General features: G+C 61.9%; 17 protein-coding genes. 13 read left to right on the top strand and 4 right to left on the bottom strand.

The window, feature by feature from the left end:
• Positions 1-6 precede the first annotated feature (6 nt).
• The 9 genes from MTX36_RS15660 to trmD all read left to right on the top strand — a co-directional run bounded on the left by MTX36_RS15660 (position 7) and on the right by trmD (position 9,144).
• On the top strand, positions 7-1,311 hold the full coding sequence (locus tag MTX36_RS15660; protein ID WP_243620661.1) for an ammonium transporter: 1,305 nt from the start codon (positions 7-9) through the stop codon (positions 1,309-1,311).
• 56 nt (positions 1,312-1,367) lie between these two features.
• Complete coding sequence (locus MTX36_RS15655; RefSeq protein ID WP_094272275.1) at positions 1,368-1,706, top strand: P-II family nitrogen regulator; 339 nt, start codon at positions 1,368-1,370, stop codon at positions 1,704-1,706.
• On the top strand, positions 1,696-4,203 hold the full coding sequence (locus MTX36_RS15650) for a [protein-PII] uridylyltransferase (RefSeq protein WP_243620660.1): 2,508 nt from the start codon (positions 1,696-1,698) through the stop codon (positions 4,201-4,203). Before MTX36_RS15655 ends, MTX36_RS15650 begins: the two co-directional genes overlap by 11 nt.
• 114 nt (positions 4,204-4,317) lie before the next feature.
• Positions 4,318-5,895 carry a signal recognition particle protein gene (gene ffh / locus MTX36_RS15645; protein WP_243620659.1) on the top strand — a complete coding sequence of 526 codons (1,578 nt, stop codon included), beginning with the start codon at positions 4,318-4,320 and terminating at the stop codon, positions 5,893-5,895.
• Between the two features lie 3 nt (positions 5,896-5,898).
• Complete coding sequence (locus MTX36_RS15640) at positions 5,899-6,978, top strand: amidohydrolase family protein (protein WP_243620658.1); 1,080 nt, start codon at positions 5,899-5,901, stop codon at positions 6,976-6,978.
• 189 nt (positions 6,979-7,167) lie between these two features.
• The gene (gene rpsP, locus MTX36_RS15635) at positions 7,168-7,623 is read left to right on the top strand and encodes a 30S ribosomal protein S16 (protein WP_243620657.1); all 456 of its coding nucleotides are present in this window, start codon (positions 7,168-7,170) and stop codon (positions 7,621-7,623) included.
• On the top strand, positions 7,620-7,862 hold the full coding sequence (locus tag MTX36_RS15630) for an RNA-binding protein (protein WP_033236551.1): 243 nt from the start codon (positions 7,620-7,622) through the stop codon (positions 7,860-7,862). The genes rpsP and MTX36_RS15630 overlap by 4 nt, the downstream gene beginning before the upstream one ends.
• A gap of 12 nt (positions 7,863-7,874) precedes the next feature.
• Positions 7,875-8,432 (top strand): ribosome maturation factor RimM, encoded by a 558-nt coding sequence (gene rimM / locus MTX36_RS15625; RefSeq protein ID WP_243620656.1) that lies wholly within the window; start codon positions 7,875-7,877, stop codon positions 8,430-8,432.
• A 7-nt stretch (positions 8,433-8,439) separates the two neighbouring features.
• Positions 8,440-9,144, top strand: coding sequence for a tRNA (guanosine(37)-N1)-methyltransferase TrmD (gene trmD, locus MTX36_RS15620; protein ID WP_169633321.1), 705 nt, complete (start codon positions 8,440-8,442; stop codon positions 9,142-9,144).
• Here the strand turns inward: trmD and MTX36_RS15615 are convergent.
• Complete coding sequence (locus MTX36_RS15615) at positions 9,141-9,716, bottom strand: dihydrofolate reductase family protein (RefSeq protein ID WP_243620655.1); 576 nt, start codon at positions 9,714-9,716, stop codon at positions 9,141-9,143. The two genes, trmD and MTX36_RS15615, sit on opposite strands and share 4 nt — an antisense overlap.
• A 68-nt stretch (positions 9,717-9,784) precedes the next feature.
• Between MTX36_RS15615 and MTX36_RS15610 the strand changes: the two genes are divergently transcribed.
• Entirely contained in the window at positions 9,785-10,360 is a 576-nt protein-coding gene (locus MTX36_RS15610) for a TetR/AcrR family transcriptional regulator (RefSeq protein WP_243620654.1), read from the top strand.
• Here MTX36_RS15610 and MTX36_RS15605 read toward each other — a convergent pair.
• Together MTX36_RS15605 and MTX36_RS15600 are read right to left on the bottom strand one after the other, a co-directional pair.
• Positions 10,357-10,803 carry a GtrA family protein gene (locus MTX36_RS15605; protein ID WP_243620653.1) on the bottom strand — a complete coding sequence of 149 codons (447 nt, stop codon included), beginning with the start codon at positions 10,801-10,803 and terminating at the stop codon, positions 10,357-10,359. The genes MTX36_RS15610 and MTX36_RS15605 overlap by 4 nt on opposite strands.
• Positions 10,800-12,998, bottom strand: coding sequence for a hypothetical protein (locus tag MTX36_RS15600; protein WP_243620701.1), 2,199 nt, complete (start codon positions 12,996-12,998; stop codon positions 10,800-10,802). The genes MTX36_RS15605 and MTX36_RS15600 overlap by 4 nt, the downstream gene beginning before the upstream one ends.
• Positions 12,999-13,169: 171 nt before the next feature.
• Here MTX36_RS15600 and MTX36_RS15595 point away from each other — a divergent pair, with 171 nt between their 5' ends.
• Together MTX36_RS15595 and rffA are read left to right on the top strand one after the other, a co-directional pair.
• Positions 13,170-14,186, top strand: coding sequence for a glycosyltransferase (locus MTX36_RS15595; RefSeq protein WP_243620652.1), 1,017 nt, complete (start codon positions 13,170-13,172; stop codon positions 14,184-14,186).
• Positions 14,176-15,315: a dTDP-4-amino-4,6-dideoxygalactose transaminase gene (gene rffA, locus MTX36_RS15590; RefSeq protein ID WP_243620651.1), complete on the top strand. Its 1,140-nt coding sequence runs from the start codon at positions 14,176-14,178 to the stop codon at positions 15,313-15,315. Before MTX36_RS15595 ends, rffA begins: the two co-directional genes overlap by 11 nt.
• 3 nt (positions 15,316-15,318) lie before the next feature.
• On the opposite strand, the gene MTX36_RS15585 is transcribed toward rffA, so the two are convergent.
• Positions 15,319-16,317: a class A beta-lactamase-related serine hydrolase gene (locus MTX36_RS15585; RefSeq protein ID WP_243620650.1), complete on the bottom strand. Its 999-nt coding sequence runs from the start codon at positions 16,315-16,317 to the stop codon at positions 15,319-15,321.
• A gap of 75 nt (positions 16,318-16,392) precedes the next feature.
• Here MTX36_RS15585 and MTX36_RS15580 point away from each other — a divergent pair, with 75 nt between their 5' ends.
• On the top strand, positions 16,393-18,723 hold the full coding sequence (locus MTX36_RS15580) for a Tex family protein (RefSeq protein WP_243620649.1): 2,331 nt from the start codon (positions 16,393-16,395) through the stop codon (positions 18,721-18,723).
• The last annotated feature ends 34 nt before the right edge of the window (positions 18,724-18,757 follow it).

The raw sequence follows: 18,757 nt of genomic DNA, 5'->3' as shown, positions 1-18,757 counted from the left end.
TAGTAAGTGAGTACCGACGAATTGTTGGCGAACTCCGGTAACGCCGCATGGATGCTGATGGCCGCGTCTCTGGTCCTGTTGATGACCCCTGGTGTCGCATTCTTTTACGGCGGCATGTCACGGTCGAAGTCCGTGCTCAACATGATGATGATGTCGTTCGGTTCGATGGCCGTTATCGGTGTCATTTACGTGCTGTGGGGATGGTCGATGTCCTACGGCACCGAGAACATCGGTGGCATATTCGCGAATCCCTTCGAGTTCTTCGGGCTCAAGGACAGCATCACCGACGCGGACGGTAATTTCATCGCCGGCGCCTGGGGTTATCCCAATGTCATCGATATCGCTTTTCAGGTGACATTCGCAATTATCACGACCGCACTTATCAGCGGTGCTTTGGCTGAGCGCGTGAAGTTCGGTACGTGGATGCTCTTCTCGGGCATCTGGGTCACGATTGTTTACTTCCCGCTCGCTCACATGGTGTGGGGCGGCGGATTGCTTTCGGGTTCCGAGGACGGCATTGCCGCGAAGATGTTCGGAACCATGGTCAATGACGACGGAGTCACCGTCGCCAACGTCGCACCGATCGACTTTGCCGGTGGCACGGTCGTTCACATCAACGCCGGTATTGCCGCTCTGGTTCTCGCTCTTATCGTCGGCAAGCGCGCCGGATTCGGCAAGACCGCGTTCCGTCCGCACAACCTGCCGTTTGTCATGCTCGGTGCAGCGCTTCTGTGGTTCGGTTGGTTCGGATTCAACGCAGGTTCGGCATTTGCCGCTGACGGTAACGCCGGTCTCGCCTGGATCAACACCACCACTGCCACCTGTGCGGGAATCCTGGCCTGGTTGCTCACGGAACGTATCCGTGACGGACACGCCACCAGCCTGGGTGCTGCTTCCGGTGCGGTTGCCGGTCTGGTCGCCATCACTCCGGCTGCGGGCACGTTGAGTCCCGTCGGCTCGATCTTCCTCGGCGCGGTCGCCGGCATTCTGTCCGCTCTGGCAGTCGGCCTGAAGTTCCGCTTCGGTTTCGACGATTCGCTCGACGTTGTGGGTGTCCACTTGGTTTCGGGTCTGTGGGGCACTATCGGTATCGGATTCTTCGCTACGTCGACAGGTTTGTTCTACGGCGGCGACTACAAGCAACTGGTGGTTCAGATCGTGATTGCACTTTCAGCTCTCATCTTCACCGGCGTACTTACCGCGATTATCGGCTTTGCTCTCAAGCCTCTCGGCTGGCGAATCTCGGCCGAGGACGAAGCTCGCGGCATCGACGAGACCCAACACGCAGAGACCGCATACGACCTCGCGTGATCAGCACGTGATTAGAGTGAAATCGCAGCACTTCAGAGTTGGAAAGGGATGAGCACATGAAGCTGATCACAGCAATCGTCAAGCCGTTCACGCTCGAGGACGTCAAAACTGGGCTCGAGCAGGCCGGGGTGCTGGGTATGACAGTCAGCGAAGTTCAGGGTTACGGTCGCCAGAAGGGCCACACCGAGGTGTATCGCGGTGCGGAGTATTCCGTGGACTTCGTGCCCAAGGTTCGGGTTGAGGTCGTTGTCGACGACGCGGCGGTGGACAAGGTGGTCGAGGTGATCGTGGAGGCTGCCCGCACCGGCAAGATCGGTGACGGCAAGGTTTGGGTTTCACCGGTCGAGTCGGTTATCCGGGTTCGCACCGGCGAACGCGGTAGCGATGCACTCTGACCCGAAAGGGTCCGAGAACTTCGGCCCTGGTTCCGTCGCCAAAGCGACGGGGCCAGGGCCGGTCTCGTCAGGGGGATCCGACGAAGCCGCGGACCTGGCCCGCGCACGCAAGGCCCTGCTGACCGGCGGTGCAGCGAAACGCAAGCTCGACGCTCCGGCTCTGCGACATGCTCTGGTGGACCTGCACGAGTTCTGGCTGACCACCAAGGGCACAGAACTGGGAATCAAACCGGACTGCGGATTTGCGATTGTGGCGGTCGGTGGACTGGGGCGGCACGAGTTGCTGCCGTATTCCGATCTCGATCTGATCTTGTTGCACGACGACATGGATCCGGCTGTGGTGGCGCAGGTCGCGGACAGCCTCTGGTATCCGCTCTGGGATGCGCACATCAAACTCGACCACAGTGTGCGGACCATTCCGCAGGCACTTCAGGTCGCGGCGACCGATATCACCGCGTCGCTGGGCATGCTCGAGGCTCGGCATATCGCCGGCGACGTCGAGCTGAGCAATTTGCTGATCAGCGGTGTCAGGCGCCAATGGCGGATGGATATTCGAAGTCGATTCGACGAGCTGATCGCTCAGACCCGTACGCGGTGGGAGCGCAGCGGTGAGATCGCGCATCGCGCCGAGCCGGATCTCAAGAGCGGCCGCGGGGGATTGCGTGACGTGCAATTGCTCAATGCCCTCTCGATCGCACAGTTGACGGACGGCATGCCTGGTCTCGGTCCCCATTCGCCGGGCGGCGGTCTGGCTTTGGCGCATCGGCGATTGCTGGACGTGCGTACCGAATTGCATCGGGTTGCCGGTCGTGCCCGAGATCAGCTGCGCGCGCAGGACGCGGACGAGATCGGTGCAGCACTGCGGATCGGTGACCGCTTTGACCTCGCTCGCCTACTCAGTGAATCGGCGCGCACTATCAGCTACTCGGTGGATGTCGGAATCCGTACTGCCGGAAACTCTTTGCCTCGCCGTGGCTTGTCGAGGTTACGTCGGGCGCCAGTTCGCCGTCCGCTCGACGAAGGTGTTGTCGAGCATGCCGGGGAAGTGGTGCTGGCGCGCGATGCCCGGCCCCGAAAGGATCCGGGACTCATCATGCGGGTGGCGGCGGCTGCGGCGTCCGGCGGTCTACCGATCTCGGCGTCGACGCTGAATCGGTTGGCGGACAACGCTCCGGAATTGCGTGAGCCCTGGCCGAAGAATGCTGTCAACGACCTTCTGGTGTTGCTGGGGTCGGGTTCGCGCGCCGTGCCGGTTATCGAGGCTCTTGATCGCACGGGATTGTGGGGGCGACTGTTGCCCGAATGGGGCACCATTCGTGATCTGCCCCCGCGCGACGCGGTGCATACCTGGACTGTTGATCGGCACCTTGTCGAAACTGCCGCGTATGCAAGCGGATTCACGACGCGGGTCGCTCGGCCGGATCTGCTGATGCTCGGCGCTCTGATTCACGACATCGGAAAGGGGCGCGGGGGCGATCACAGTGTTGTGGGCGCAGAGTTGGCTACCGCGATCGGAAATCGGTTGGGGCTCTGGCCTTCCGACGTGGCAACGCTGGCCGCAATCGTGCGACATCACTTGTTGTTGCCGGAAACTGCGACGCGTCGAGATCTGGATGATCCGGCAACGGTCCAACGGGTTGTCGACGCTCTCGGCGGTGACGGAACTCTCCTGGATCTGCTGCATGCGCTCGCCGAGGCCGATTCGATGGCCACTGGCCCGGGGGTGTGGGGTGACTGGAAATCGTCGTTGATCGGTGAACTGGTGCGCCGCTGCCGACTACTGATGGCCGGGGAGGGCTTGCCGGTACCCGATCCTCTCGACCCGCAGCAGTTGACGGTCGCCGAGGACGGCGGTGTGCATGTGTCCTTGGTTCCGGCGGAGAATCTGCACAGCTTCCTTGTCACGATCATCGCCCCGGATACCCCGGGCTTGCTCTCGCGAGCCGCGGGCGTGCTCGCGTTGGCGTCGTTGCGGGTGCATTCCGCTTCGCTCGGTGCCCACAGTGGATCGGCGGTCAATACGTTCGTGGTGACGCCGCGGTTCGGGACACCACCCCAGGCGGTGCTGCTACGTCAGGAATTGATCCGCGCGTCGGCGGGCGAATTGAATTTGCTCGAACTACTCGATGCCAAGGAAGCAGAAGCGCGGGCCGACCAGTGGGAGGATCCGATCCAGGCGAACAAGAATTCGGCGGTGCCGGTTCTGTACGCGCAGGCCCCGCCGCGGGTGATCTGGTTCGACTCACCCGGTGAAGGTCAGGCGATTCTCGAGCTTCGTACCGAGGATCGGGTCGGTTTGCTCTGCCGCTTGGCAGCGGCGCTCGAGCACAGCGGCGCCGACATTCGGTGGGCGAAGGTCGCGACCCTGGGCTCGTCCGTCATCGACTCGTTCTGTCTCGACTTCGGACAGGCTGATTCGAGGGCGATGCGGGAACGTGTGGAGGACGCAGTTCTCGGTGTTGTCCCGCTGCCACCGCCCGAGAAGACACCCGAGTAGAGACACTCCCGGACGGTTACGTCCGCATCGGCTGGGATCGGTGCGGACGTAACGGCTAGGCTGGTGCCCGAGAATATCCACGGCCAACTCGCACGACATTCAGGAGCGCACTCGGTGTTCGAATCCCTTTCCGACAGATTGACCGGATCTCTCAAGGATCTGCGTGGTAAGGGTCGTCTGTCCGGCGCCGATATCGACGCTACGGCCCGTGAGATCCGCCTCGCACTTCTCGAGGCCGACGTAGCGCTGCCAGTGGTGCGCAGCTTCATCGCCAAGGTCAAGGAACGAGCGAAGGGCGCCGAGGTTTCCGGCGCACTCAACCCGGCCCAGCAGGTCGTCAAGATCGTCAACGAAGAACTCGTTCAGGTTCTCGGCGGCGAAACGCGTCGACTGCAGTTCGCCAAGAACCCGCCGACGGTCATCATGCTGGCCGGTCTGCAGGGTTCCGGTAAGACCACGCTGGCCGGAAAGCTGGCCAAGTGGCTCAAGGACCAGGGCCACACACCCCTTCTGGTCGCCTGTGACCTTCAGCGCCCCGGCGCTGTCACCCAGCTGCAGATCGTCGGTGAGCGCGCCGGAGCGGCAGTCTTCGCGCCGCATCCCGGCACCTCTATCGGTGGTGGCGACAACGCACTCGGTGTCTCCGCCGCCGACCCCGTCGAGGTAGCTCGCGCGGGTGTCGAAGAAGCACGTAACAAGCATTACGACGTGGTCATTGTCGATACAGCCGGTCGCCTCGGTATCGATACGGAGTTGATGGCTCAGGCCGCCGGCATCCGCGACGCCGTCAACCCCGACGAAACCCTCTTCGTTCTCGACTCGATGATCGGTCAGGACGCGGTCAGCACGGCCGACGCGTTCCGTGAGGGAGTCGGCATCACCGGCGTCGTCCTCACGAAGCTCGACGGCGACGCCCGCGGTGGCGCCGCGCTGAGCGTCCGTGAGGTCACCGGCCAGCCGATTCTGTTCGCGTCCACGGGCGAGAAGCTCGAAGATTTCGACGTCTTCCACCCGGACCGCATGGCCAGCCGCATCCTCGGTATGGGCGACGTGCTCAGCCTCATCGAGCAGGCCGAGCAAGTCTTCGACGCCGATCAGGCTGAGGCGACTGCAGCCAAGATCGGCTCCGGTCAGCTCACTCTCGAAGACTTCCTCGACCAGATGATGGCCGTGCGCAAGATGGGCCCGATCGGCAATCTCCTGGGCATGCTCCCGGGCGCCGGCGGTATGAAAGAAGCCCTCGCGAACGTAGACGAGAAGCAGCTCGACCGCATTCAGGCCATCATTCGCGGTATGACGCCGGCCGAGCGTGAAGATCCCAAGATCATCAACGCGTCGCGTCGCCTGCGTATCGCCAACGGCTCGGGTGTCAAGGTTTCCGACGTCAACCAGCTGGTGGACCGGTTCTTCGACGCTCGAAAGATGATGGCCGCCATGGCCGGTCGTATGGGCCTGCCCGGCGCACGTAAGCAGGTGCGTAGCAAGAAGGGCAAGAAGGGCAAGAAGGGCGGCAAGGGTCCGACGCAGCCCAAGATGCGCGGAGGATTCCCTGGTATGGGCGGATTCCCGGGAATGCCTGGCGGAATGCCCGCGGGAATGCCGGATCTCTCCGGGATGCCTCCGGGACTCGACCAGTTGCCTCCCGGACTCGAAGGCATCGACCTTTCGCAGCTCAAGCTTCCCAAGAAGTAAAAAATGAGTGTTCTGCATCTGCGGGGGATCGGTCTGCCCGATGCTGCGCCCATCGAACTGTGGGTTGTCGACGGCCGGATCACCTTCGAACCGGTCGCCGGCGCCGAGACCGTCGTGGAATCGGGCTGGATCGCTCCCGGACTTGTCGACGCGCATTGCCATGTCGGAATCCGCTTCGGTGGCGGCGGCGGGGAGAGCATCGACGGTTTGATTGCGCAGGCTGAAACCGAGCGTGATGCCGGAGTGCTGTTGTTGCGCGACGCCGGTTCACCCGTCGATACCCGCTTCATCGATGAGCGTCTCGATCTTCCGCGGATCATTCGAGCCGGTCAGCATATTGCTGCGCCCAAGCGATACATCCCGGGCTTGCCCGTTGATCTCGACGACGAATCGCAGCTTCCTGCCGAGGTAGCGCGTCAAGCGCGAGCCGGCGACGGCTGGGTCAAACTCGTCGGCGACTGGATCGATCGTTCCGTCGGTGACCTCGCGCCGCTGTGGAGCGACGAGATTCTGGTCGAAGCGATTGCGGCAGCTCATGCCGAAGGTGCCAAGGTGACGGCGCATGTATTCGCCGAGGACGCTTTGCCGGGTCTGATCAATGCCGGCATCGACTGCATCGAACACGGCACGGGGTTGACGGACGAGACCATCGATTTGATGGTCTCTCGCGGAACCGCCTTGGTTCCGACGCTCATCAACATTGCGACTTTCCCCGGAATTGCAGACTCGGCAACGCGGTACCCGATCTACGCGGCGCATATGCGCGATCTGCATGCGCGGCGTCATCAGACGATCGGCGCCGCCCATGAGGCGGGTATTCCGATCTATGCCGGCACCGATGCCGGGGGATCGATCTTGCACGGCCGCATCGCGGACGAGGTGGCCGAGCTCCAATTGGCCGGACTGTCGGCGCACGACGCTCTCGGGGCGGCTTGCTGGGACGCACGCGGCTGGTTGGGGGCGCCGGGGATCGTCGAAGGGGCGCCCGCTGACCTCGTTGTTTTCGAGGAAGATCCGCGCGGAAACACCGCTGTGCTGTCGAAGCCCACTCGAGTGATGCTTCGCGGAAACCTTTTCGACTGAATTCGGCTCCCCGGATTTCGCCGGGGGAACCGGATCTGGCAGAATGGACGACTGTTCGTCGCAACCGGTTACGTACCGCTGCGACGGTCACAGGTTAGAGGCAAAACCGGACTCACAAATTCGTGTGAGTTGCTGAATTGCACGTGACACGCGCGCCGCATTCGTGCGCGCTGAAGGAGTACCACAGCCATGGCTGTCAAGATCAAGCTCACCCGCCTCGGCAAGATCCGCAACGCTCAGTACCGCGTTGTCATTGCCGACGCTCGCACCCGTCGCGACGGCCGTTCGATCGAGACGATCGGCAAGTACCACCCGAAGGAAGAGCCTTCCTTCATCGAGATCGACTCCGAGCGCGCACAGTACTGGTTGGGCGTTGGCGCACAGGCCACCGAGCCCGTCGAAGCCCTCCTCAAGATCACCGGTGACTGGCAGAAGTTCAAGGGCCTCCCGGGCACCGAAGGCACCTTGCGTGTCAAGGAAGCCAAGCCCTCCAAGCTCGAACTCTTCCAGGCTGCCCTCGCGCAGGCTGAGAGCGAGCCGGTTGCAGAAGCAATCACCCCCAAGAAGAAGAAGGCCGCCAAGGTCGAAGAGGTCGAGGCTGCTGCCGAGGCTCCCGCTGCAGACGCCGAGGCTGCTGACAAGTGAGTGCCGTCGTCGCTGATGCGGTAGAGCATTTGGTTCGCGGCATTGTCGCCAATCCTGACGACGTTCGCGTCGAACTGATGACCGGACGCCGTGGACGTACCGTCGAGGTGCATGTGCACCCTGACGATCTCGGCAAGGTCATCGGCAGGGGCGGACGTACCGCGACCGCTCTGCGGACCCTGGTCTCCGGTATCGGTGGCCGTGGCATTCGCGTCGACGTCGTCGACACCGATCAGTAGACGGCAGAAACAGTGGAACTCGTAGTCGGCCGTGTCGCAAAGTCACACGGCATCAAAGGTGAGCTTGTCGTCGACGTTCGTACTGACGAACCCGAAGAACGCTTTGCCGTTGGCACCGTGCTGAACGGACACAAGCCGCGCGAGTCGACACTGAAGTCGTACACGGTAGAAGCTGCCCGGAATCATTCCGGGCGGCTTCTGCTGCGCCTTGTCGGTATCACCGATCGGAGCGAAGCAGATGCCTTGCGGGGCACGATGTTTGTCATCGACACCGCAGATCTCGAACCGTCCGATGATCCGGACGAGTTTTACGATCACGAACTCGAAGGGCTGAAGGTCGTACTGGCCGACGGCACCGAAGTTGGTTCCGTGATCGAGGTATTACATTCCGCCGCAGGCGAATTGCTTTCCATCAGGCGCACCGGTGAGACATCCGGCGAGTTGTTGGTTCCTTTTGTCGCTGCAATCGTGACAAAGGTATCCACGGCCGACGGTCTCATCGAGATTGCGCCTCCGGAGGGCCTTCTCGACCCGGATTTCGGTGACAAGTCGAACTCCGATAGCGACTGATCTCTTCATGCGTCTCGACGTAGTCACAATTTTTCCCGAGTATCTCGAACCGCTTCGTGCTGCCCTGTTGGGCAAGGCAATTGAACGTGGCTTGATCTCGGTAGACGTTCACGATCTTCGATCCTGGACGCAAGACGTTCACAAAGCCGTCGACGATTCCCCGTACGGCGGGGGACCGGGCATGGTCATGAAGCCCACGGTCTGGGGTCCCGCTCTCGACGACGTCATCGGACGTTCCGAATCCGAGGGGCCGGACGACGCGGAAACAATTCTGGTGGTGCCCACTCCCGCCGGCGTTCCGTTTACTCAGGCCACAGCCGAGCGTTGGTCGAAGGCAAAGCATCTGGTCTTCGCGTGCGGTCGGTACGAGGGTATCGATCAGCGAGTCTTCGACGACGCGGCCAAGCGCGTGCGTGTCGAGGAAGTCAGCATCGGTGATTACGTGCTGATCGGCGGTGAAGCAGCCGTCCTTGTGATGGTCGAAGCTGTTGTGCGTCTGATGCCCGGCGTTCTCGGCAATCAGCTTTCACATCAAGAGGATTCGTTCTCCGACGGACTTCTCGAAGGCCCCAGCTACACACGCCCGGCGGTGTGGCGAGACCTCGAGGTTCCGCCCGTTCTGCTGTCCGGTGATCACGCCAAGGTCAAGGCGTGGCGTCATGAGCAGTCTCTGGCCCGCACCGCCGAGCGTCGGCCGGATCTCCTGCCCTAGCTGTTTCGCTTCAGCCAGGTGACGCTCGCACCGTTGTCGAATTCCTCACTGGCTGTGGGTGTGAAGAGTGTCGGCTCAAATGTGCCGACGATCATCGGTATTCCCGCGCCGGCGATGACCGGATATCTCTTGATGATCAATTCGTCGATCTCGGGTAGTAGCGCGCTGGCAAGTTTTCCGCCGCCACACAGCCAGATGCTCTGTCCTTCTACGGCTTTGAGGTCTTTGATCGTCGTAAGTGGATCGCTGCGCACCATGTTAATCGCAGGATCGTCGATGTCGGAGAGAGTCGTCGAGACGACATACTGCCGAAGGTGCGCGTAGGGACTGCTCACTCCGACACTTCGTGCAGGTTCATAGGAACCGCGGCCCATGATGACGGTGTCGAAGACTCTATTGGGTGGGCTGTCCATACCGATGTGAGGCCGGATGTGTGTAGGCACGGTCTCGGGGTAACGCTCGTTGAGCGACGCGGTCATCCGTTCGGAAAGTGGAAAGAAATCGAACTCTCCGCCGGGACCTGCGATGTAGCCGTCCAGCGTCGTTCCGACGTAGTACACAAGCTTGCGCATGAAGAACTCCGTTCGTAGTACTCTATCTGTAGTGGTTTAACTTAGGGTTGTGAAAGAAGTGATGTCAAGTGCGAAAGAACCCGGGACGTCGGCTGGCGCTGATCGATGCGGCAATCGAGGTGCTGGCGCGAGAGGGCGCTAGAGGCTTGACATTTCGAGCCGTCGACGCACAGGCAGCCGTGCCGAACGGGACTGCATCGAATTACTTCTCGAGTCGCAATGACCTGTTTACTCAAGTAGGTGGCCGGATCTACGAGCGCCTGCTGCCGGACAACATTGATGCGATGATCGATCCAGCCAACGGCACCGATCGTGAGCGACTGGTGACGCTCATGCTCGACGTGGTCGAACGAGTCACCTCATTCGGGACGGGATTCCTTGCGCTCATGGAGTTGCGCCTGGAGGCGACCCGTCGACCAGACCTGCGGTTAGTGCTCACGGAACGAATCCGCGAGGATTTTGAACAGAACGTCGCCAATCACCTGGCGTCGGGAGTACCTGGTGACGCGACCACCGTCCGGTTGCTCTATATGTCCTTGAATTGGCTGGTCGTCGACCGTCTCACATTGCCGGATCTTTTCGGGGATGAAGATCTTCGCGTAGTGGTCGAGATGGCAGTCGACCGTGCGTTGCCTCGCGACTAGGGCTTGCCAGCCGGACTGCGCCGGAACGAGAAGTAGCGGTGTCCCAAGAAGCTCACGCCGGCGACGATCAGCATCACCACTGCCTGTGTCGGCAGTGGTGGCGCGTGGAAAACCGATACGGCAATCGTCGCCAAGATCAGGTTGAGAGCAAGTCCGCCTGAGTTGACGACGACAAACGCCGCGAGATCGCGGGTCACTTGGCCGCGTACCCGGAAAACCAAAGTCCGGTGCAGCACAAACGCTATGAGAACGCTGACGCTGTAGGCGCCGATCAGTGCAACCTGGTAGAGCTTCTCGTTGTCGAGTATCAGCATCCACAGAACGAACAGAAGGTACCCGATCACGGTATTCGCCACTCCGACAATGGCAAACGCGATCGGCTGATGTTTCACGATCCGCAGAAGCGGCCCCGGGTCGGCAGTGTGGGCCTCTTCGGTGCTCACGGTAGTGCACTCGGAGCATCGGCGATTCGGTCACGGCGACGGCCGCGCAGGTACATCCATTCGAGGATACCCAGTCCGGCCAATCCTGCGATCGCTGAAGCGGCGCCGATCTTCCAGCCCGGTGGCCGCCAGGTGAGAACCAGTTCGGCATCCTTCGTGCCGGCCGGAACATCCACGGTGACAAAGGACTTCGCGACTACGTCGATGGGCACCGGCTCGCCGTTCAGCGTCGCTCGGTAGCCCGGCCAGCCCAAGCGTGCGAACACGACCTTTCCGCCGCTTTCCGAGCTCACTCGAAGAGTGCTCGACAGGTTCGATTCGGCGATCGAAGTAGCTTCTACGCCTTGGGTATCGGAGATTCGACCGTTGCGGATCGAGACCGGTCCGTCGATCCGTTCGAGTACGGAAATGTAGTTCTCGTGGCCGGGGTAGTCGACCCATTTCCAGCCGTCGGGCGCGGGCCCGCTGCGAGCATTCGGATACAGGGCGTTCTGTAGGACAACTCGGTCTACGTTCATCAGATCGACGAAAGTGCGGCCGGTGGCCGGTTCGACGGCGAAAGCGTTTCGGAAAGCGTCGGGGCACACACTCATATCCCAACGCATGCACAGGATATTGCCGAAGTAGTAGTGCCCGTTGGGGGTGTAGCCGCTGGTGTAGGTGAGCCCCAGATCCTTGGGGTAGTTCCCGAAGGCGAGTGATCCGTAGGCGCCGCTCAATGTGCGGTCGCCCGGTGCGATCAGAGCACGATCCGCGAGTTGCAGTGTTGTGCCGTCGAAATCGGGGAAGGCTGCAGTCATGTCCGAACGAGATTCGGGAAGATTCCAGCTCATCGGGGTCGGCTGGGCGGCCCGAACCTGGGAGTAGGCGATGGGGGAGACCGCGGCTATCGCCAGAACGCACGCAAACGCGGTACCCCTGGTTCGGCCGAGCCACACCACTGCGGCGCCGAGAGCTGCAACCGCGAGGGCTGAGATGATGTGCCATTTCAGGTGACTCGGAGCGGCTGACGCGGAACGCACCAGCAGCAGGCCGATCAGGAGTCCCGCAGCGGTGGCGCGTCGTCGCAAGTTGTTGGTGGTGGCGTACCGGCCCAGGAGCGTGCAGACCAGCACCAGCAGTCCGATCGCAACCATCGGCAGGACGCGGGCCGGCCATCGCAAGGGGCCGATGTTGCTCGGTCCGGCAGTCCACATCAACACGGCCACCGTGAAGATTCCGAGGCTGGTCAGTTCGCGCGCCGCGCCGCGGGCCTTGCCCCAGTCGATGAATGCCAGCGCGGGGATGAGGAACCAGGCGATGTAGACCATCGGCATCGTCTGGATATAGCCCCACCAGGAGGTGAAGGCCGGCAAGGTGCTTGGCAGGCTGGCGTTCAGAGATTCCGACCACGGAACAGCAAGGAATTGGTCGTTCTTGATCTCCGATGCGCCTCGCCACGTGACATCGGCGGTGAGCACACTCGGGATATACGTAGCCATACCGACCAGCGCGGCGCTTGCAGCCACCGCAAGCAGTCGCAGCGACGGTGCCCAGCGTCGTTGGTAGACAACCTCACCGATGGCCACTGCAGCGATCATCAGGGCAGATTCGACGGCCGGAAAGACATATTGGACGGATATCGCCAGATACAGGAACACGAACGTCGGTATGGGCCCGCTCTTGCCGCGGGAGTACCGGATCGCTGACGCCCACGCCTGCACCATCCAGGCGGTGCCGGTGAACGCTGTCATCCAGCTGGCCTCGTCGAAGAAGAGCAAGAATCCGGTGAACGGAATCGACGCTCCGGCGACAGCAGCCCACGCGGGCTTCGAACCGTATTCGAGGCAGATCCGATACACGCCGAGCCCGAGAATGATCGCGAAGACCAACTTTACGAGCGTGGCGTACAACGCCAAGTTGTCGAACGATGGCGCGATCAAGTTGATCAGGAGTTGTGGTGGGTTGAGAAGGCCGGCTTCCTCGATGGCGTAGTTACCCGCCATCCAATGCTCGGGGATCAACACCGGTAGGTCGCCCGATCGCAGGTGCTGTCCGAGCATTACCCACAATGGGGCGTACTGGGACTCGGTGTCGTCGGTATAGAAATGGCGCGCATTGGCGAGGATGACCGCTACATATCCCGCGATCACACCAACTGCCGTAACAGCGCCCCATTTGTACACGTCGAGCCGGGCGTGACCTCGAGTTTCCACCACGAGTTCCAGACTTTAACATCGGTGACCCAATGCCTGGCGACGCGTGTGTCCGAACCGCCGGGATCATTCAGGTCCGTCACGTATGCGCGTGTTAAAGTTCGCGACGGTGTGAGGCCGGTGGCCCACTATTTCGGCACAAGCCGAGACCCTCGAAGGGAGCAGAAGCGAGTGCACTCGATTTCCGTCGTAGTGCCCGTTTACCAGGGCGAGAAGACCATTGAGGCGTTGGTTGAGGAACTGGACGGACTCTCCGGTCCCTGCGTCAGTTCCTCCGGTGCAGAGTTCACTGTCGACGAGATCGTTCTGGTTCACGACAACGGCCCGGACCGGTCCGATGTTGTTCTCCTCGAGTTGGAACGTCGTTTCGAGCAGGTTCGTGTTGTCTGGCTCAGCCGCAACTACGGCCAGGACGCTGCGACGATTGCCGGGATGGCTGCCGCTCGCGGTGATTGGGTAGTCACGATGGACGAGGACGGGCAGCATGATCCGGCCTGCATCGGTTCCTTTCTGGACACGGCGTTGGCCGAGCGTGCCGACCTCGTCTATTCCCAGCCCACCAACACCCGTCCGCACGGATTCTTGCGAAACGTGACGTCGAGGGGCGCAAAAACTGTTCTGGCGACGGTATTTTCGTTCCCGGCATCAGCTCGATTCGAAAGTTTTCGGCTCATCCGTGGCGATATCGGTCGGCAACTCGCCGAAGTCGCCGCCAATGGCGCTTACCTGGACGTCGCCTTGACCTGGGTGGTGGGAAATACCGCGTCGGTGCCGGTCGTTTTGCGCGCCGAAGGGCGCGAGGAATCCGGATACAACTATCGCCGCCTGTTCTCATTGTTCTGGAAGATGGTGTTGTGCAGCGGAACCCGCGGCCTGCGCTTGGTCAGCCTGCTCGGCGTGACGCTTGCGCTCGCCGGTGTGATCGTGGCTGCGGTGATCTTCGTTCAAGCCGTGACCGGCGACAACAACGACCCCGAAGGATGGGCGTCGATGATCGTGGCGCTCCTCGTGTGTTCGGGCGCAATCTTGTTCTCACTTGGCCTCATCGCCGAGTATCTCGGCGTGGCACTGCACATCCTGGTGGGCAAACCGCTGTATCTGAAGGTGGATTCGCCGCGGTGGGCAGATCCGGTTTCCGGTCGGCCGAGCGCAGGATCCGAAACGAACGGCGCAGCTCGTGAGCACTGACCGCATCATTTTCAGTCGGCCCTACCGTGCCGTCAACGAATTGAATAATCTGGCAACGGTTCTGGAGTCGGATCATATTCACGGCGACGGCCGATTCACCGCGTCGTCGACGGCCAGAATCAAGGAAATCACCGGCTCGAAGCATGCTCTGCTAACCACGTCCTGCACCCATGCGCTCGAACTGGGCGGGCTCCTGCTGGAACTCGGACCGGGCGACGAGGTGATCGTGCCGAGCTTCGCATTCAGTTCCGCGGCCACCGCAGTGGCGCTCCGAGGCGCGACCATCGTGTTTGTCGATATCGACTTGGCAACCGGAAACATCGACCCCGCAGCAGTCGCCGACGCAATCACAGCGCGCACCAAAGCTGTACTCGTCATGCACTACGGCGGCGTGGCCGCAGATATGGAACCACTGTTGGCGCTCGCCCAGCAGTATGGAATCGCTTTGATCGAGGACAACGCACACGGATTGGGCGGTTCCTGGCGGGGATGCAAACTCGGCACCATCGGCGCCGTCGGCACCCAGAGTTTCCACGATACGAAGAACATTCACTGCGGCGAGGGCGGCGCATTGTTGCTCTCCGACGACGCGCTCATGGAGCGCGCCGAGATCATCCGGGAGAAGGGCACCAACCGGGCTCGGTTCCTCCGAGGCCAGGTGGACAAGTACTCGTGGCAGGACATCGGTTCGAGCTATCTCCCCAGTGAACTGAATGCGGCGGTGCTGGACGCTCAACTGTCCGAGTTCGAAACAGTCCAGGCGCAGCGGCATCGAGTGTGGGACGGCTACCGCACGGGCTTGGCGGACTGGGCGCAGGAGCGCGACGTCCATCTCATGACGGTCCCGCCGGACTGCGAGCACACCGCTCACCTGTTCTACGTCAGGATGCCGAACGAGCAGATTCGTGACGCAATGATTCGCCATGTCGCCGAGCAGGGAATCGTGGCACCGTTTCACTATGTTCCGCTCGATTCCAGTGCCGCCGGCAAACGCTATGGCAGCACGCCGCAACCGTGCGTTCGCAGTGAATTGTTTTCAACGACAATTCTGCGACTTCCCTTGTGGCCCATGTTGAGCGCAGATCAGCAAGACCGCGTTGTGGATGCGGTGACGTCGTACAGCTGGTGAGAACTACCGGCCCGAAGCTTCCTGCACCGGTTGCTCATTCGGCGTCTGGGGTTTCGACCAATCGTCGATTGCTCCGTCGGGAAAGAGGATCTGTGTCACGCCTGTCACGGTGTCGCGTGCATGAAGCGCGCTGTCGTCGTCGATCACATCGGTGAACGAAGTATCCGGGTACGCGTCGTCGTTGTCGTCGCCCGGATATTGAATGTTCTCGCGGGACGCAATAGCGACGATGTATCTGTTGTCTTCGCCGACGACGGCCGTGGACAGATGGAGCCATCGATCGTTGATGCAGCACATCCACCCTTGCTTGACGCCCAGTACCGGCTCGTCGAACAGGGCTTCCGGGAGGCCGAAACGTTGGTCGTATCCATCAGCCGCTGTGGGTGTGGATTGGCGCAGGTCATTGACGAGCCGACTCGAGCGGTCCTCGCCGAGCTGCGTGACGTCGTCCAGAATGCCGTCGTAGAAGGTGATGAGGTCGTGGGACGTGGTCTCGGTGTTCCACCACATGCCGTCTACAGGAGCGGTGGTGGAAACCAATGAGTAGCGCTCCGCGACGCGGGTTACGAGATCGGGGCCGCCGGCGGCCTCCCACAGGGTGTTGGCCGCATTGTCGTCGGAGGCCTCGAGCATGGCTTCCATGAGCACCCAGTCGTCGTCGCTCAGTGCTCGTTGGCCGTGTGTGTCTTGCTGCAACAGGTCTTCGGCGATGAAAAGCTTTGCAACAGATGCTGTTTCGATCTGTTGGTCGCCACCGACTTCGAGATACCGGTTCGACGTTCGGTCGAACACCGAAATCGAAACGTCTGCGCCGCGCTCGAGCGCGGCGGACTGGGCTTGAATGAGCCTGGCTTCGAGTGTCGGCGCCATGGGTACGTCGGTGTCGGGGAAGGCCGGAGTTTGGGTAGCAGCGTTTACGTCGGGACTCTCCACACCGCTGCATGATGCTGCAAAAGTAACTGCAGCCGCCATGGCGAGTATCCGGACGAACCGCGCAGTCATCGTTTCCCCTGGCGCTCTGGAGCCGGCGCTGTCTGCCGGTCTACTTGTCACAGGATAGCGGTAGGGTCGGATCTCGTGATTCTCAAGACCGTGAACCAGCGTATTGCCGAGGAACTCGACGTCCGTGAAGGGCAGGTGGCTGCGGCCGTCGACCTCCTGGACGGCGGTGCCACTGTGCCCTTTATCGCCCGGTATCGAAAAGAAGTCACCGGCACTCTCGACGACGCGCAACTGCGCCTGCTGGAGGAGCGTTTGCGCTATCTCCGCGAGCTCGACGAGCGCCGCGACGCCGTCCTCACCGAGATCGAGTCCCAGGGCAAACTCGATGATCAACTGCGTGGTCAGATCATGATTGCCGACACGAAGGCTCGGCTCGAAGACATCTATCTGCCGTTCAAGCCGAAGCGTCGTACCAAGGCGCAGATTGCCCGCGAGGCCGGCCACGAGCCCGTTGCCGACGCACTGATCGGCGATCCCACCACAGACCCCGCGCAGTACTCGGACGAGCAACGCGACGGCGCTCGCGCGATCCTGGTCGAACGTTTTGCCGAGGATGCCGATCTCGTCGGTGATCTACGAGAGCTGATGTGGAAGCGCGGACAGGTCGTTTCCGCAGTCCGTAAGGGCAAGGAATCCGATGGCTCGAAGTTTGCTGACTACTTCGAATTCTCGGAACCCTTCGCGAAACTGCCCTCGCATCGGATTCTTGCCGTTCTTCGCGGCGAGAAGGAAGAAGTCCTGTCGGTGACCATGGCGGCCGACACCGAGGAATCGTCGCCGGGGGAGCGGACCGTCTACGAAGGACGAATCGCCACCCGGTTCGACATCGCGGACCGTGGGCGCGCAGCCGATCGCTGGCTCCTCGACACCGTTCGATGGGCCTGGAAGACCAAGTTTGCGGTCACACTCGGAGTCGATGTGCGCATGCGGCTGCGTCAGTCCGCGGAGAAGGACGCCGTCGACGTTTTCGCGACCAACCTCAAGGATCTCCTGCTCGCGGCACCGGCGGGCGCACGTCCGACCATGGGCCTCGATCCCGGACTTCGGACCGGCACCAAGGTCGCCGTCGTCGACGGAACCGGCAAGGTTCTCGCCTACGAAACCATCTATCCGCACCAGCCGCACAACAAGTGGGATGCCTCGCTCGCGGTTCTGGCCGGGCTGGTCACCAAGTACGGCGTCGAGTTGATCGCCATCGGCAACGGGACGGCTTCGCGTGAGACCGACACCCTCGCTACCGAATTGATCGCCAAGACCGGCGCCCCGAATCTCATGAAGATCGTCGTGTCCGAAGCGGGCGCCTCCGTCTACTCCGCCTCGGCGTATGCGTCCCAAGAACTTCCGGACCTCGACGTGTCGATCCGAGGAGCGGTGTCCATCGCGCGTCGCCTCCAAGACCCGTTGGCCGAGTTGGTCAAGATCGATCCCAAGTCCATCGGTGTCGGCCAGTACCAGCACGACATCACCGAATCACTTCTCTCCCGCTCGCTCAATGCGGTGGTCGAAGATGCCGTGAACGCCGTCGGCGTCGACGTGAATACCGCGTCTGTGCCACTGCTGGCGCGAGTCTCCGGCATCGCGGGTTCGTTGGCGGAAAGCATTGTCGCGCACCGAGATCAGAATGGGCCGTTCCGAACCCGCAAGGCGCTCAAGGATGTTTCGCGGTTGGGGCCCAAGGCATTTGAGCAGTGTGCGGGCTTCCTTCGAATCGTCGAGGGTGACGATCCGCTCGACGCGTCGAGCGTGCATCCGGAGGCGTACCCCGTCGTCCGCAAGATCGTTGCCGGGGCCGGTGGAGATGTGCGGACCATCCTCGGGAACGCCACGGCTCTGCGATCGGTGCGGGCCGCCGATTACGTCGACGAACGATTCGGTCTCCCGACCGTCACGGACATCATCTCCGAACTGGAAAAGCCAGGCCGTGACCCGCGCCCGGAATTCAAGACTGCCACCTTCGCAGCCGGTATCGAGAAAGTGTCACACCTCAAGCCGGGCATGGTTCTGGAAGGTGTTGTCACCAACGTCGCGGCCTTCGGAGCCTTTGTCGACGTGGGCGTGCACCAGGACGGATTGGTTCACGTTTCGGCGATGTCCCACAGCTTTGTCAAGGATCCGCGTGAAGTTGTGAAGTCGGGTGACGTCGTAAAGGTGAAGGTTCTCGAGGTCGACGAGGCGCGTCAGCGAATTGCACTGACACTGCGCCTGGACGACGAGGTGGGCGCACCGCGTAAGCCGGAGGGTTCGCGCGGCGGCCAGAGTGCGCGGCAGGGACAGAGTCAGGGGCAGGGCAGTCAGCAACGCCGCGGCGGCCCCCAGCAAGGCGGTCGTGACAAGCGTCCCGAAAACCGCGCGCCGGCGGCGGGTTCGATGGCTGATGCCTTGCGAAATGCGGGTTTCGGAAAATAGCGTGTTCGATGATGCGAAATCCCCGGTTTACCGC

It is taken from the genome of Rhodococcus sp. ARC_M6 (assembly GCF_022810305.1).
Lineage (GTDB): Bacteria > Actinomycetota > Actinomycetes > Mycobacteriales > Mycobacteriaceae > Rhodococcus_F.
This window is presented reverse-complemented; position numbering and strand designations above follow the sequence as displayed.